The sequence below is a fragment of the Mesorhizobium sp. M0437 genome (assembly GCF_040321335.1).
In the GTDB taxonomy this organism is placed as follows: domain Bacteria; phylum Pseudomonadota; class Alphaproteobacteria; order Rhizobiales; family Rhizobiaceae; genus Mesorhizobium.
The window spans coordinates 1-15,500 of sequence record NZ_JAMYRK010000097.1; the positions used below are offsets into that span (position 1 = coordinate 1).

The following is a 15,500-nucleotide window of genomic DNA, read 5'->3' on the forward strand; positions in this document are numbered from 1 at the left end:
TCATCCTATCGGAGGACAGCCAGCCGGCCAGATGTTCGAACATCGCCGCCACATCTCAGGTGGCCACCGCTTCCGCGATTACTTCATGTTCGTTCGTCGGCCCCAAACGGAACATTCTGTTTCTCGCCGGATAGCACAACCAGGGTTGGGATTTTTCCCTAGGCATTAACGGCAGGCGGGGCTAGCGTAGAGCCACTGGGAGGTGGACGATGACAGACGTCTCGATCCGCCGGGCGGATTTCATGATGGTCCTCGCTTATGCTTCGGACCTTGCCACCGGCCATTCTCGCGACTTCGCACTGAAATCCTGCGTGCTTGCGATGCGGATTGCCGATCTTGCGGGCGTTTCCGAGCAGGATCGGCGCAATGCCTACCACCAGTCTATGCTCCGCTATGTCGGTTGCAACGCGGACACGGACCTCCTGTCGGCCACCTTCGGCGACGAAATTGCGCTCCGCCAGGATCTTGTCGGTCTCGATATGGGCAACCGGGCGGAGCTGGGCAGGGTCTTCGTCCAGGCTTTCAAGCGGCTCTACTACGATCTTGAGCCCGACGCGCAGGCCAAGGCGATCGAGGCTGGGCTATCGCAGGCGATCGCCGTGGCCCGCCCGGTCCTGACCGCGCATTGCGAGGTCGCGCAACGGATCGGCGAGCGGCTGGGCCTGTCGGAGGAGATGCGACGCAATCTTGGACAGATCTACGAACGCTGGGACGGCAAGGGCCTGCCGCGCGGGCTGAGCGGCGAGGATGTCCTGCCAGCCGTGCGCCTGATCACATTGGCACAGGATGCCATTGCGCTCTGCGATGCCGTCGGTATCGAAGGGATGGCCGAAACCATCACCAGTCGCGGCGATGGCCCATATGAAGCGGAACTGGCCCGGCTCGTCTCGGCCAACGCGCCGACGCTGATGGGGGGCATCGGCGCGACGGTCGACCGCGCGACCATTTTGGCGCTTGAGCCCAATCCGCCGGTGACGCTGGATGAGGAGGCTTGCGATGAGGCGTTCCTCGCCATCGCCGACATGATCGACATGCGCATGCCGTTTACGCAGGGCCATTCGAGGATGGTGTCGGAACTGGCCACGGGTGCGGGGAAACGGATCGGGCTGCCCGACCCTGACGTCCGCGCGCTGCGCTGGTCGGGCTGCATCCATGACATAGGCGAACTCGTGGTGCCGGTGGCGACCTGGATGCGCAACGGTCCGCTGTCGGTGCGCGAGCGCGACGCGGCGCAGTTGCACGCCTATTATGGCGAGCGGGCGCTGGCCTCGTTCGGCCGCGAGGGCGAGGCGATGGCCGCCCTCGTGCTTCGCCATCACGAACGCCTGGACGGTTCGGGCTATCACCGCAAGGTCCACGGCTCCGACCTGTCCCCGGCGGCAAGAATCCTGGCCGCCGCCGAAGCCTTCCAGACGTCGCGAGAGGAACGTCCGCACCGCAAGGCGTTGTCCAGCGAGGCGGCGGCCACGCAGTTGCGCGCCGCCGTTCGCGAGGGCTGTATCTGCCCCGATGCCGCCGAGGCCGTGCTGTCCTTCGCCGGACAGCCGTCGCGCCGGGCGCCGCCCCGGCCGCTGGCCGGAATGACGCCGCGTGAGATCGAGGTGCTGCGCCTGATCGCCGCCGGCCTTACCGCGAAGGAAGCGGCGCGCAAGCTGGATATCTCGCCCAAGACGGCGGACCACCATATCCAGAGCGTCTATGCCAAGATCGGCGTGACCACCCGCGCCGCCGCGGCACTCTACGCGGTCGAGCATGGCCTTGTCCGGCCGGGCGAGACGCAGGCATAGGGAATACACCCCATGTGCGCCCGCTCCGGGGCGCGCATCGTGATCCTGTCGACGGACCGATGGTGGCCGCGACCGACAGGAGGAAATCAGATGCTTCTCGCAACGACCAAGGTGGCGGACGTCGACCGCTTCATCCGCATCTTTTCGACCAAGGGCGCCGACAAGCGCCGGCTGCACGGCTCGAACGGCGCAACCGTCTTCCGCGACCCCAGCGAGCCCGACCGCATCTGGGCGATCTTCGACTGGGACGCCGAGGGCTGGAAGAATTTCGTGTCGGATCCGGAGGTGCCCGCGATCCTGCAGGAAGCCGGCCACGTCGGCAAGCCGCAGGCGGCACTGCTGCTCGGCCACTACGAGGCCTGAGATCCCGCACTGCGCGCCGCCTGCCGCCCGGCGGTGGCGCCCCCCCGACGAACCCCCAGATTTGGAGAAATCAAATGGATCCGAAACCCATCAAGATCGGCCTTGTCGCCGAACTCACCGGCCCGTTGTCCTTCATGGGCATCGCCAACGCAAACCTCACCACCATGCTCGTCGACGACATCAATGCCAAAGGCGGTTTGCTCGGCCGGCCGCTAGAGCTTGTCATCGAGGATGGCGAGACCAACGACAGCGCCGCCAAGGCAAGGACTGCAAAACTGATAGACGTCGACAAGGTCGATCTGGTCGTCGGCGGCATCTACAGCTCGACCCGCCAGGCCATCAAGAGCGAAGCGGTCGCACGCGGCAGGACGCTCTACATCTACACCGAGCAGTACGAGGGACAGGAAAACGATCCCCTGATCTTCTGTACGGGTCCAGTGCCCGCGCAGCAGGTCGAGCCGCTGATCCCTTGGTTCATGAAGAGCACCGGGGCGAAGAAGTTCTACCTGCCTTCTGCCGACTACATCTGGCCCCATCTGCTGAACAAGGCCGCGAGCCGGGTGGTGCGCGCCAATGGCGGCGAGGTCGTCGGCGAGGAGTATTTCCCGCTCGATACAGTCGATTTCCGGCGGACGGTCGAGCAGATCATGGCGAGCGGCACCGACGTGGTTTTCAACACCCTCGTCCCGCCGGGCTTGACTCCGTTCCTCGAAGAACTGCACAAGGCCGGTTTCGGCAAGCGGGGCGGCAAGATCATCTGCACCTACTTCGACGAGAACTTCTTCAATCTCGTGCCGTCCGAGCAGATCGAGGGCCTCTACAGCTGCCTCGACTACTATCGGGAACTCGAGGATCCGTTTGGCCGCGCGCTCTTGCGTCGCTACCAGGACCGTTTCCCCGGCAGCGCCATGTTGACCGCGGGCAGCGGCTGCACCGGCCACTACCGGGCGATCAAGATGTGGGAAGCGGCTGTCAATGAGGCCGGCACGGTCGAGCGTGATACGGTCATCCGGGCGCTCGATCACTCGCGGATCAGCGAGGGACCAGGTGGCCCGGCCGAAATGGTCCCCGGCCAGCACCATGTTCGCATGAACATGTACATCGCGCAGGCGCAGGGCGGTCGATTCCGGGTCGTCAAGAACCTGGGTCCGATCGATCCCAACGAGCGCGCGCTTAGCGACGAACTCCAACTCAGCAAAGCGGGCTGAGCCGGCCGCGTCGATGACTGTTCCTCCAGGTGGCAGGGCGGCTAGCAAGTTGCCCTGCCACCCAACCGGGCGATAGTGCATTCCAGTATTCCAGTCGCACATACAGAGCAACTGAAGATCATCAGGCGCTATCTCCGGCGCTGGCGCGTTGCGGTCCGCGATACGCGTCGATCCGCTTTCTAATCTCGCCATCCCGAAAACGGACAGTCCGCAAACGGCCCCATTTCAGTCGTCGCGATCGCAGGCAGGGGCGTGAAATCGGCGTCGCATTGTGGGGCAGGGAAGGGCGCATTTCTTTCCCCCCATAACGCCCTCGGAGGCCTCTGCCGCGGCCTCAGAGCTGACATCTCGCGCGATATCGCTGGCAATAATATTTTCTGGCGAACGACAGTGAACCAAATGGAGGACGGATGCCCAAGGTCAAAGGTCAGAACGCTCTCAACAAGGAGCGCGCCAAAACAGAGAAGCTACTCAAAACTCAAAAAGTGGAATACACGGCCTTGAAGGAGACCGGGGTGGAATCCAAGCGACCCGACCTCCCAAACCTAAAGATCGAAAAGCGAGGGAAGTAGCGCGGCCACTCGCGTACTGCTCCCCCCGCAAAACTATGGAAGCAGTGCGATTGCGGCGGCTACGGCGTAGCAGTCGAGATAGCGTCACCGGCCATGGACTTTGGGCGACATCAGCTTGGACAATCACCAAGGTCGCTTTCGACGGGAAGGAAGAAGCGACGCCGTTCGCACGCGGTCAGTTCGCGTGGAACAGTTTGCTTCGCGAAATCGATGAGATCTTCGGGTGTCTGAAAAACCCGTATGAGGCGAACGTCTTCATCATAGGGCACGATCACGACCCTCGTTCCATCTGAATTGAAGGCCGCGCGTATCGGTGCCGGCCGCTTGTGCTCATCCTTCGAACTGGCAAGCACTGCCATCTCGCGTCCTGTCCGCGCGTCCCAGAGCCGGGCCGTGCCGTCCTGAGTTGAGGCTGTCAGGACATAGTGCCCGTTAGGACTGAATTGCGCACTGGTCGCTGCGCCGGTGTGCCCCCTGAGAACGACCCTTTCCTTTCTGTCCAGGACGCTCCAGATTCGTGCGGTGCCGTCGCGTGAGGCAGTCAGAAGCGACTGACCATCCGAGCTGAACTCGACTTCGGTGAGCTCATCGCGGTGACCACTCAGGATGGCGAGGGTGCTCCCGTCCTTGACTGTCCAGATCCGCGCGCTGTGGTCGAGCGAGGCCGTGGCGACCAGTTGGCCGTCCGGACTGAACGTTGCCCCGGTTATTCGACCCTCATGCCCGACCAGTTTCTTCAGTTCGGTCCCGTCCGTTTTCAAGAGGTGCGCGGCGTTGTCGCTGGTCGCGGCGAGGACGAGATCGCCGTCCGGGTCGAAAACAACCTGCGCACTTGTTTGGATAGTGGAGACCTCGGCGCCAGTCGCCGCATTCCACAACCGCGCGGTGCCGTCGGTCGAACTCGCCTCCAGGAGGTCTCCTTTCGGACTGAACTGAATTTGAAACAGCCCGCCTGGAAATTTGAGCCGTGCGATCTCGCTCCTGCTCGCGACGTCCAAGATGAGGACTCGGCCCGCGAGGGATGCAGTTGCAATGCGACTTCCATCGGGGCTGAACATTGCGTTCTGGACGATTTCGTGCGTATCGAGGTCGGCCAGCTTGCGACCGGTTACCACATCCCAAAGGTGCACAGCGCTGTCCCCGCCTCCAGTCAGAAGATGCATATTGTCGGGACTGAACACCGCGAAGGTGGGACGATTTGCGTTGGACAGGGTAGTCGTCAGAATTCCGTCGACGTCCCAGAGGCGAGCGGTGCCATCATGTGAAGCCGTGAGAAGAATATTGCTACCGACTGGGTCGAACTCAAGGTGCTCGATCAAGGCACGATGGCCAGCGATGGTGGCGAACAGCGACGCTCGACCGACGTCCCAAATGCGTAACGGACCGTTTATGGAAGCGGTGGCCAGGAGGCGATCGTCGGGGCTGAAAGCGCTGTTCATTTCCTGATCACGGTCGTCCCCGGCGTCACTCTGTTTCAAGTTCGGGGACTCTTGGCCGAGCACGTCAATTAGCCCTCCAGAGTTTCCGTCCCAGAGACGCGCGCTACCATCGAGTGATACCGTTGCAATTCGGCGGCCGTCGTGACTGAACGTTGCGCCTTGTAATTGGGTGTCGCTCTTGTGGCCAAGGAGCCTTGCGATTTCGGTTCCGTTCGATGGGTCCCAAAGCGCGGGGACACTGTCAAATGAAACTGTGTACCACGTGCCTACCAACAGCCGACTTCCATCCGGGCTGAATGTGAGCTTGGATGCAAAGCTGCCAATAAAACATTGATGGATCAGCGCGCCATCTTTCGCATTCCAGATGAAAACGGTCTGTCCTTCTGAGGTCGCAAAGCTGCGACCATCCGGGCTGAAGCCAGCCAATCCGTCTCCACGGCTGTCTACGCTCAGGATCTTCGTTCCAGTTCGCGGGTCCCAAAGCGAAGCCTGATTGTTTCCGGCCGCGGTCAGCACGCGCTCGCCGCTAGGGTCAAAGGCTGCTGTAGGAAAGGAGCCGCCTACCGGCTGAAGAACAAAAAGCTGCGCTCCAGAGTCGGCATCCCAGATGCGCGCGGTCCCGTCCCTTGCCGCTGTAATGACCCGGCGTCCGTCCGGACTGAATCCGGCTCTCTCCACAGGTCCCTCGTGGCCCTTCAGGATTGCAATCTCTTTACCATTCGCGACATCCCAAATGCGCGCGGTCTTATCGTAGGATGCAGTGACGATGCGATCGCCGGTTCGATTGAAGGCTGCCTGCGTCACTCCGGCGTCGTGTTTGAACACCGCCGTTTGGCGGTGTGCCAACAGAGCGTTGAAAAGTGCGGCCTCTGCTTCAAAGAGATTTGGCCGCGCGGCTCCCGATCCGCTCTTCGGCAGCGCCTCCAGCGCCAACAGGATCGCGGCCTCCGTATCGCCGCTCGCCGCGATCTGCTGCGAAAGAAACGAAAGCGAAAGAGACTGATTGCGCAGCGCCTGATCGCGCGCCTCAAGGGCCCCCTTTTTGGCGGCCATCGCCAACTCGGCTTGCCGTGTTGCTGCCTGTTGTGCTCTGAACCCGAAGAACGCGCCTGCGCTGGCCATAAGGGCCAGCGCCGTGGCGACGATGGCCGCATAGCGCGTGCGTCGCGCGAGCCGGCTCGCAGCCGCGGCCGCAAGGCTGCGGCGCTCGGCCTCGCGCTCCAGGCGCTCGCGCTTTGCTGCTTCAGCCGCCTCGATGAGTGCCCGCTCTGCCTGCCTGTCCTTCTCGTCTCTATCCGCCTCAGCACGCGAAGACGTCTCAATGTAGTCGACGATCTGATCGTCGACTTCTACCCGTCTCGACTGCAGCAATTCCTCGCCCTCGGCGAGCCGCTTGCCGGACGGCAGGAGAAGCTCCCGGTTCCGGTTGTCGGCATGCCAGCGGTTGGCGTCAGCCGCGACCCGAGCGCGGGTCTCGAGGAAGCTCCGGTTCGCATTGACAATGTCGCTAGCGCGCGGCCAGCGGCTCAACAAAGCTTCGTGTGCCACGCGCACGTAGACGTGGCCTGCGGCATCCTCATCACTGACGAGAAGGCGAGCGGCGACCAAGGCCTCAACGAGAGCCAATCGTTGAGGCGTGCCCGTGACTTCCGCGCGCAAGGCCGGACGCGCCGCAACTGCCTCATCGCTTGGGCGCACCGTGGTGAGGGCACGCAATACGACTGGTAGCTCCTCCTGGATGTCCGGCGGGAGAGCGTCTACGACTTCGTCAGCGCGGCGCGCGATCGCCCCTTCCAAGCCGCCAAGTGCCTGATACGCAGCAAAGGTGAGGATCCGGCGCTCTCGCCCCGCATCGTACAGAGCGTCGAGCACAAATTCGAGAAGCGGCAAAGATCTAGGATCAGCAGCTGCTGCCTCCTGCAGGACATCATCCAGCCGGCCCCGTTCGGCTGTCTCCTCGTAGCGCAGCCTGGCGGTGCGTGCCGGCTCGCGGATGATCTGGGCGATCTCAGCGCCGGTCGGCGGCAGGAGTTCATAGCTGCCGAGGCCATCCTTGAGTGCCCAGAAACCGGGGACCTCGCCGCAACGATGAAAGAAATCCGATCGGATCGTCGCGATCACCCAGACCAGTCCGCTGCTGGCGAGTGCCGCGAGGAGCCGTACTAGCACTTCGCGCGATGCCGGCTCCGTCGTGAACAGCTCCTCCATCTGATCGATCGCCACTACCAATCGCACTTGTGAGGAGGCTGAACCTGCGGCGGCCGCCGCTTTGGCGTGAGCCTGGCGGACGAGCGCCAGAGCTCGATCAGGCGAACTCCGACAGAGTTGAGCCAGCGCTGCCGGTTCGCAAGCCAGCTCCGGCAGGGCGCCTTCGCGAAGCAGCCCAGCGGCCAGCGAGGCGACCGCATCAGGGGCGTCGGAAGGGCGGATTAGGCAGCGGCGCCAAAACTTGATGCCAGCCGCTGCACCGGTTCGAGTGATGGAAGGCAGCAGCCCTGCTCGAAGGAGAGAAGACTTGCCGGAACCGCTCATACCATAGATGAGCAGGAATGCCTTGCCGTTGGCGGCCTGCTGCTCCAGGCGTTCGATGCAGGCAGCAGTCGCCCGAGCTCGGCCAAAGAAGAGGTCGGCGTTTTCGAACTCGAAGGGGTTGAGACCTCGAAAAGGCGACGTGACCTGCTCCTCTGAAGCGAGAGGCACGCGGTACGCGTGCACAGGCCGGGCGATGTTCTTCAACCTTTGTTCGCCAAGATCGACGAATTCGAGCGAGAGCCGATCGCGGGCCTGCGTGTAGACCGCTTCCGAAATGCATATTCCACCTGGAGGTGACAGCGCCTCCAGACGGGCGGCGACGTTCACACCGTCGCCCATGAGATTGTCGCCCTCTACGACAACATCGCCGAGATTGATGCCGATGCGAAAGCGCAGGCGGCTCGACTCGGGCAGCTCAGCATTTTGTCTGCCGACTTGGAACTGGATTTCAGTGGCGCATCGAAGCGCCTCGACGGGGCTTGCGAACTCGGCGATGACGCTGTCCCCAGCGCTCCCGAACACCCGTCCCTGATGTTCCTCTATCAGTCGGTCAATGATCTGACGATGCGTCCGCAGGGTGGCAAGTGTCCCTTCCTCGTCTCTGCCAATCAGCCGGCTGTAGCCAACTGCGTCGGCAGCAAGGATGGTAGCCATTCTACGGTGAACGCGATCCAGGTCATACCTCCCGCCATCTCGGAGCATCCTAACGGAAATGGCGCCCTGTGGGGAGAGGCACCGAATTGGCCTCAAGCGAGCTCTGGCTTACCCAGCGTAGGCGGCAACCTGTCGTCGATTGTCAAACTTGCGCGACAATCCCTCAGACCACAGGACGGCCGCGAACTCCGGACCTATTCCCTTGAGGCTGAGCAGCAGGGCCGGTGTTGGCTCATCTGCCGCGAGCAAGGCGTCGCGTGCCTCTTCAACATCCTTGATCTGCTGGATCAGCAACTCGATGCGATCAAGCTCGCGGCTGATCTGCGCCATGAGCGCTGGCGGCAGTGGACGCCCATCTCCGGTAATGAGCGCGTCGAGGCATCTGCGTCGATCGCCTTTCAACGGTTCGTATCCGGACACACCTTGGCTGAACAAAAGGCCCTTTATCCTGTTGACGTGCCTGATCCGCTCGTTCGTCAGCGCCTTCCGCTCCCGCACCAACCGGCGACGGTCTTCCTCCTCCGGCGTTGGCACTCGCAACATCGCGCAAACCCGAGGCTCGCCGCGGTTGTAGGCCAACAACGCTCGAACCAGTGCTTCCCCATCAATCCTGTCGGTCTTGGCCCGCCGGCGGCGACGCGATGTGGCAATGGATGCCGGGTCCACGACATAACTCTCGATGCCTTCGCGTTCGAGGACCCGATGTATCCAGAATCCATCCAGACCAGCTTCCTGGATTGATATGACCCGGAAACGCCGCCCTGTCCGCACTTCCGCCTTTCGTTGCAGCTCTGCGAAATGATCGAGCAAACCCGGAATGTCGCCCCCCGGCACGAGGTGTCTCGACATTCTCTCGCCCCCACCTGGCGAAAGCGAAGTCACGAGCCATTTTGAACGAGACAGTTCTAACGAGACAAATATTGCGGCAAGATCGACGCGGATAGCGGCCGGGGCTTTGGTGGTGTTGGCTTGCATGCTGACCTCCAGGTGATGTTTGGCGACTTCACTCTGTCGCCTTCCATCCCCATAGGATCTTCAGCAATTGTCGGCCGTAGGGGCAAGCTTTGCCGTCGCCCGAAAGTCTGACGTCGGCGAATACGCTGTAGGTCGCGGTTGCACCATGAGCCGACATTCCGTCGAAGATCACCTTTTCGGAATTCAAGGCGAACGCCCGTAGCCGATTTTGTAACGTACCTCATCGGAGAAACGGGTGTTGGCTGCTAAGTGTGTATGGTCTTGCCATTGGGCTTTCCTTATAATTCTGCCCAGTGGAACAGGTTCAACATCTCGAACGGAAGCTGGTCGCTATCCTCGCCGCCGACGTGGTGGGGTACAGCCGGCTGATGGGGCTGGACGAGACGGGCACACTCTCGCGGCTCAAGGCGCTCCGGCGCGAATTCATCGAACCCGCGATCGAGGGCTACCATGGCCGCATCGTCAAGCTCATGGGCGACGGCGCTTTGGTCGCGTTCGAGAGCGTCGTCGATGCCGTAGCATGCGCCGTTGAGATCCAACGGGTCACCGCGCAGCAGAACCTCGGTCTTCCCGAAGATACCCGGATCGTGTTCCGCATCGGGATCAACCTTGGTGACGTGATCCCCGACAAGGACGACTTCTACGGCGACGGCGTCAACATCGCGGCCCGGCTGGAAGGGCTGAGCGATCCTGGCGGCATCGTCATCTCGGGAACGGCCTACGATCAGGCTCACAACAAACTCGGCCTGACCTTCAAGTCACTCGGCGAACAGCGTCTCAAGAACATTCCAGAGCGGGTCCGCGCCTATCGGGTTCTGCTGGAACAGACCGCAGGAGCCAATAAGTCGCGCTCTCGGCGATGGCCTGTGATCGGCGCCACGGTGCTCGTTCTGGCTCTGATAGCGGGGATTGCGGTGATTCTCTGGCCGCAAGCGATTGCCCTGCTGCCCGGTCACGGTTCCACCCCGGTCGGTTCGTCGGTCGGCAAGCCCTCCATCGCCGTGCTACCGTTTACCGATCTTAGCGAGAAGGCAGGCCAGGATTATTTTGCGGAAGGGCTCGCAGACGATCTCATCACCGATCTCTCGAAGATCTCGGGGCTCCTCGTCATCGCACGCAACTCCGCGTTCTCCTTCAAGGATCGATCCCTCGACGTCGACGAGATCGCGGCGCAGTTGAACGTCCGTTACGTGGTCGAGGGCAGCGTCCGGCGGGAGGAAGATCTAGTCCGCATCAATGTCCAGCTCATCGATGCCCAAACGGGGAGCAACATGTGGGCCGAGCGATACGACCGCGACTACTCCAGGATATTTGCACTTCAGGACGAAGTGATCGGGCGTATCGTTGAGGCACTTTCGGTGCGTCTGACGGAAGGCGAACGCGCGCAGATTGCTCGCCTCCCCACGCGAAGCCTGGAGGCATACGATTTCTACACCCGAGCCGAGCAGAAGGTTTATGTGGTCGACAACAGGTCTCTCGGAGAGACCCTGTCCCTGTATCAAAAGGCGATCAAGCTCGATCCTACGTTTGCAGATGCTTACTCGGGCTATGCCCGCGCCACGGTGGACGTGCTCGGCTTCGACTACCAGGTGCTCATGCTCAGCGCCGTCGCTCGCCAGCGCTCCTACGAAGCGGCAGGGCGGGCGCTGGAGCTCAATCCGCAATCTGCGCGCGCCTATGCCGTGCTCGGCATCCTGCAGATGCTGGACGGCGAATGGGACCAGGCGATCGCGTCGGTCCAGAAAGCCGTCGCGCTGGACCCGAACGGCGCGGAGGCGGAGCTCAATCGGGCGATCGTGCTGACCTACGCAGGACAGAACCTGGAGGCGCTGGCAGCGATGGAACGCGTGTTGCGGCTCGATCCCAAGCCGCGCGCTCAGGTCTTCGACTATTACGGCTTCGTGCTCTACATGAACCATCAGTACGAGAAGGCTTTGCAGGCGCTGAGCAAGGTCCAGCCGGGAGAGCGCAGCGACCTTGGTCTCGAAACGCTGGCCATGGCAAATGCGCGGCTTGGCCGCATGGCCGAGGCGCACGATGCGGCTGCATCAATCCTGAAAGAGATACCCGAACAGAACCTCGCTGGTTATCGTGTCGTTTACGCCCACCATCGGCGGCAAGAGGACCTCGATCACCGGCTGGGCGCCCTTCGCGCCGCGGGGATTCCGGAGCGGAGCTTCGATTTTCGCGGGCGGGAGGAGGACCGCCTGGGCGCCGCCGCGATCCGAGCCCTAACGGGCGATCGGACATGGGTAGGACATCAACACAATGGCGCAGCCTTCGTCATGGAGCTGAGCGCAAATGGAGATGTCGCACTGAGCTCGCAAAGCAGCATCATCACCGGCACGTCCAGCGTGGATGGCGACCTCTTCTGCACGCAATCCACCGCGACCTTGCTCGGCCGCAAGTTCTGCGCCCCGGTCTATCGCAATCCCCAAGGGAGCAGCGATACGCAGGACGAGTACGCTTGGCCGGACTCCGTCACAGTCTGGTATTTCTCGGTGTCTCCGTGACGGGCGCCATTCAACTTGCGGGCTCACGACATCGCGCCGGAGCTAGTTGGCCGCCGCTCTAGCCTCGAATTCCTTCGCCTCCACTGCGGGCCATTCGGCTTCCCCTTTCGCAATGACAGGCGCCGGGTTGGCATCGAAGTCTTCCTCCAGGCCCTCCTTTCCGGAGAACAGGAAGAGCTTGCCATTGACGATGCGGAAGGCTTCCGGGTCAAGGTTCGCGGATGCCTCCTTAACTGACATTCCCCCGGTGCAGAAGCCGCCGAACTGAGGGGCATAGCGCACCGGCTCGGAAACAAAGGCATCCCGGTGTTGGACGCTGGCGAAGTACCACGTTGCTCCGAGCCACTTCCTCGAGATCTTGGGCGAACCCATCGTCGCGCGACCGTCGGTGAAATATGCTACCGGATCATAACCCAGGATGGCGACATTGCCGAAGTATCCGGTGTTCACTCCGTCGCCGGCGTGGGATCCACCGGTGCCGAAGAGGAGGAGGGAGGCGGCGGCTACTCCCGCGCAAAGCAAACTGTCAAACGTTCTGGAACGGTTCTCTGTCATGTTCTCCTCCAGTAGCCTTTCTCGATGTCAGTTGCCGAGGGCGATGCACACCTTGTACGACGACCCCATCGTTTCCTTGGGTTGGCATTTTGCGCCGTGCTTCTTGAGCAAAACCATCACGTCGGTGCTCTGATAGAATGTCGCGCGGCTGAGAGGCGTGTACCCGTATTCCTGGATTGCCTCGACCTGTGCGCCGTGCGAGATCAACAGCTCCGCGATGGCCGTCTGGTTCTCTTCTGCTGCCACATGCAGCGGCGTGATCTTGTGCGTGCTCAACGCGTCGACCTCGGCCCCGTGGTCGAGCAGCAATTTTGCGATGTCCAGGCTTCCTGAGTAGGCTGCCGCATGTAGCGCGGTGAAGCCGCGATCGTTGCGGGCTTCGATGTCCGCCTTGGCCCCGATCAACGCAATGGCGACCTCGGTCTTGCCGGCAAGCGCCGCATCGATCAGCGGGGTCTGACGGCTCTCGTCGCGATCGTTCACATTGGCGCCTTGTGCCAGGAGTTCGGCAACCTTTCCGGCGTCGCCCTCCCGAGCAGCGTCGTTGAGCGGCCCGGCCGTCACCGCACCGACGGCAAACCAAGAAATGAAAGCAACGACCACAGCCCGACTGACAAGCCGAAGCCAACCGGTTTCGAAAAGCCTGACCCGGATCGGGAAGGCCCTCGCCAGCAACAATCGCCTGTAGACCGTCATCGTCTAACCCTCCGGGCGCGCTCGCCCGCGGATGGACGTATATGAGATCAGTCTAATACATTTGGCGCAGCGGAGCCATAGGGTGTCCGGCTTATACGCGAGTCGAAGTCGCGCGAGGCGCCCTGTGTCACCCCCGGCAGCGGGCTATCCGGGCACCAGCACCACGACCGCTAGAATGGCCATCAGCAGGCAGGCGGCCATGCCGATCATATCGTGCTGCCGGAAGCGCCAGACGGCGTGGCGAGCATTAGGACGCCGATCACGGCGATTTAGAGTGGAACGAGGTTCATCCTTTAAAAGGGCAGCCCACCAGCCTTGCGCTTGTGCGTAGGCGCGAAGTTTAGTGTCAGCTTCTTGATGGGCGCGCTGGCAGTGTCGCTTGGGGAGAACCCTGTGTTTCCGTAGAAAAAGGCGATGTCGAATTGACCGTCCTTCGCGAAAAGGGGGCCGAATGTCTGGAATGGGTCAAACCCGGGGGCCGCCACCCAGGCAATGTCCGCTTATGCGCCTGTAGTTACCCAAAGTGGACCGACGGCTTTCGTGAAGAGTTTCGGGCGCCGGCAGGCGTACGAAAGTCCCCGAGGAAGGAACCCGTGGGCCACAGGCGATGGCTATGGGGATTTCGATTTGCGGCTGGTGTCGGCGACGGCGTGACCGCCGTCGGCAAGCGGCGGGTTTGATGCGGACGGACCGCTTCGCCTTTCAGCCACGCGGTATTGTCGGCTCGGCGCGCGGCCGGACGCGACCGGTTCGGCGTCGATGATCACCATGGACACGCGTGGGTCCGTTGCCGGAGGCTGGGCGCCTGCGGCTGAACGCTGGAGCATGCCATGCCGGGTCATGGACACTTCTGCCGGTTTGTCGTCGGCGCATCCGGCGGTCCACGCGGCTGCTTCCACCGTTCGAACACCTCGATGACAATCATGCGTCCGCCACAGCAGGGGCATGGCGGACGGAAGTCAGTCGGTTCTACCGAGTTGTCGTCCTCCGACGGCGCGGCGACGCCCAGCAGTTCGCGCGCCAGCGCGAGGCTGGCCTTGCGAGCGGAACCGGCGAGCAGGCCGTAGTGCCGGATGCGATGGAAGCCGCGTGGCAGGACATGAAGCAGGAAGCGGCGAATGAACTCGTCGGTCGCGAGCACCATGACCTGCTGACGATCGGCGCCGTCGCGGCGGTAGTCCTTGTAGCGGAAGGTGACGCCGCTCTTGTCGAAGGCGATCAGCCGGCTGTTCGAAATCGCGACCCGGTGCGTGTAGCGCGACAGATAGGCGAGTACCGCCTCCGGTCCCGCGAACGGCGCTTTGGCATAGACCACCCAGCGCTTCTTCCGGATGGGAGCAAGATGGCGCAGGAATGCCCGCCGCTTGATCAGGTGCGCGATCGACCCGAAGAAGCTGAGCCGGCCCGCCTCGTGCAGCGCGACCAGCCGGGTGAGAAACAGGCGGCGGAACAGCTTGCCGAGAATCCTCACCGGGAGCAGGAAGGCCGGGCGCGACGAGATCCACCGGCTTCCGTCCGGCGCGATGCCGCCGCCCGGCACGATCATGTGGACATGCGGATGGTGCGTCATCGCCGATCCCCATGTGTGTAAGACGGCGGTGATGCCGATGCGCGCGCCGAGATGCTTCGGATCCGTAGCGATCGTCAGCATCGTCTCCGCTGCCGCCTTGAACAGCAGGTCGTAGACGAGCGCCTTGTTCTGGAACGCGATGTCGGCGACCTCGGCGGGCAGCGTGAACACGACATGGAAGTAGCCGACCGGCAGCAGGTCGGCCTCACGCTCGGCCAACCACGTCCGTGCGGCCGCGCCCTGGCACTTCGGGCAGTGCCGGTTGCGGCAGGAGTTGTAGGCGATGCGCCATTGGCCGCAGTCCTCGCAGGCTTCGACGTGACCGCCAAGGGCTGCGGTGCGGCAATGCTCGATCGCCGACATGACCTTGAGCTGGGCGAGGCTCAGATGACCTGCATGGGCGGCCCGATAGGCGGGTCCGGCAGCACGGAAGATGCCGGCGACCTCGATCGAGGCGCGCACGGCTCAACCGTCAGGCGAGATCTCTCCCGGCTTGAACAGCCCGAGTTTGTCGAGCGGGCTCGTCACGGCACGCACCGTGCGGGTCGCCACCTTCGCGTAAAGGGCGGTGTTGTTGAGCTTGGCATGCCCGAGCAGGACCTGGATGATGCGGATGTCGGTGCCGTCCTCCAGCAG

General features: G+C 62.7%; 9 protein-coding genes and 2 pseudogenes. 4 read left to right on the plus strand and 7 right to left on the minus strand.

Going from position 1 to position 15,500, the window contains the following annotated elements; translation table 11 throughout:
- The first annotated feature begins 209 nt into the window (after window positions 1-209).
- The 3 genes from NKI72_RS31905 to NKI72_RS31915 all read left to right on the plus strand — a co-directional run bounded on the left by NKI72_RS31905 (window position 210) and on the right by NKI72_RS31915 (window position 3,358).
- Window positions 210-1,787, plus strand: coding sequence for an HD domain-containing phosphohydrolase (locus tag NKI72_RS31905; RefSeq protein ID WP_352851849.1), 1,578 nt, complete (start codon window positions 210-212; stop codon window positions 1,785-1,787).
- Between the two features lie 90 nt (window positions 1,788-1,877).
- On the plus strand, window positions 1,878-2,150 hold the full coding sequence (locus tag NKI72_RS31910) for a hypothetical protein (RefSeq protein ID WP_352851851.1): 273 nt from the start codon (window positions 1,878-1,880) through the stop codon (window positions 2,148-2,150).
- A 74-nt stretch (window positions 2,151-2,224) separates the two neighbouring features.
- Window positions 2,225-3,358, plus strand: coding sequence for a substrate-binding protein (locus NKI72_RS31915; protein ID WP_352540681.1), 1,134 nt, complete (start codon window positions 2,225-2,227; stop codon window positions 3,356-3,358).
- A 682-nt stretch (window positions 3,359-4,040) separates the two neighbouring features.
- Here the strand turns inward: NKI72_RS31915 and NKI72_RS31920 are convergent.
- From NKI72_RS31920 to NKI72_RS31930, 3 genes and pseudogenes are all read right to left on the minus strand, one after another.
- Complete coding sequence (locus tag NKI72_RS31920) at window positions 4,041-8,555, minus strand: nSTAND1 domain-containing NTPase (RefSeq protein ID WP_352618734.1); 4,515 nt, start codon at window positions 8,553-8,555, stop codon at window positions 4,041-4,043.
- A gap of 111 nt (window positions 8,556-8,666) precedes the next feature.
- Window positions 8,667-9,530 (minus strand): annotated as a pseudogene (locus tag NKI72_RS31925) (IS110 family RNA-guided transposase); the annotation flags it as partial.
- Window positions 9,531-9,558: 28 nt separating this feature from the next.
- Complete coding sequence (locus NKI72_RS31930; RefSeq protein WP_352851853.1) at window positions 9,559-9,717, minus strand: hypothetical protein; 159 nt, start codon at window positions 9,715-9,717, stop codon at window positions 9,559-9,561.
- Between the two features lie 106 nt (window positions 9,718-9,823).
- On the opposite strand from NKI72_RS31930, the gene NKI72_RS31935 reads away from it, so the two are divergent.
- Window positions 9,824-12,043 (plus strand): adenylate/guanylate cyclase domain-containing protein, encoded by a 2,220-nt coding sequence (locus NKI72_RS31935; RefSeq protein ID WP_352851855.1) that lies wholly within the window; start codon window positions 9,824-9,826, stop codon window positions 12,041-12,043.
- Between the two features lie 42 nt (window positions 12,044-12,085).
- Here NKI72_RS31935 and NKI72_RS31940 read toward each other — a convergent pair whose 3' ends face one another.
- The 4 genes and pseudogenes from NKI72_RS31940 to NKI72_RS31955 all read right to left on the minus strand — a co-directional run.
- A complete protein-coding gene (locus NKI72_RS31940) occupies window positions 12,086-12,598 on the minus strand; it encodes a YHS domain-containing (seleno)protein (RefSeq protein WP_352540684.1) in 513 nt (170 codons plus the stop codon).
- 27 nt (window positions 12,599-12,625) lie between these two features.
- Window positions 12,626-13,273, minus strand: coding sequence for an ankyrin repeat domain-containing protein (locus tag NKI72_RS31945; RefSeq protein WP_352851857.1), 648 nt, complete (start codon window positions 13,271-13,273; stop codon window positions 12,626-12,628).
- An 859-nt stretch (window positions 13,274-14,132) separates the two neighbouring features.
- Window positions 14,133-15,326 (minus strand): IS91 family transposase, encoded by a 1,194-nt coding sequence (locus NKI72_RS31950; protein WP_352851859.1) that lies wholly within the window; start codon window positions 15,324-15,326, stop codon window positions 14,133-14,135.
- Between the two features lie 3 nt (window positions 15,327-15,329).
- Window positions 15,330-15,500, minus strand: a pseudogene (locus tag NKI72_RS31955) (integrase); the annotation flags it as partial.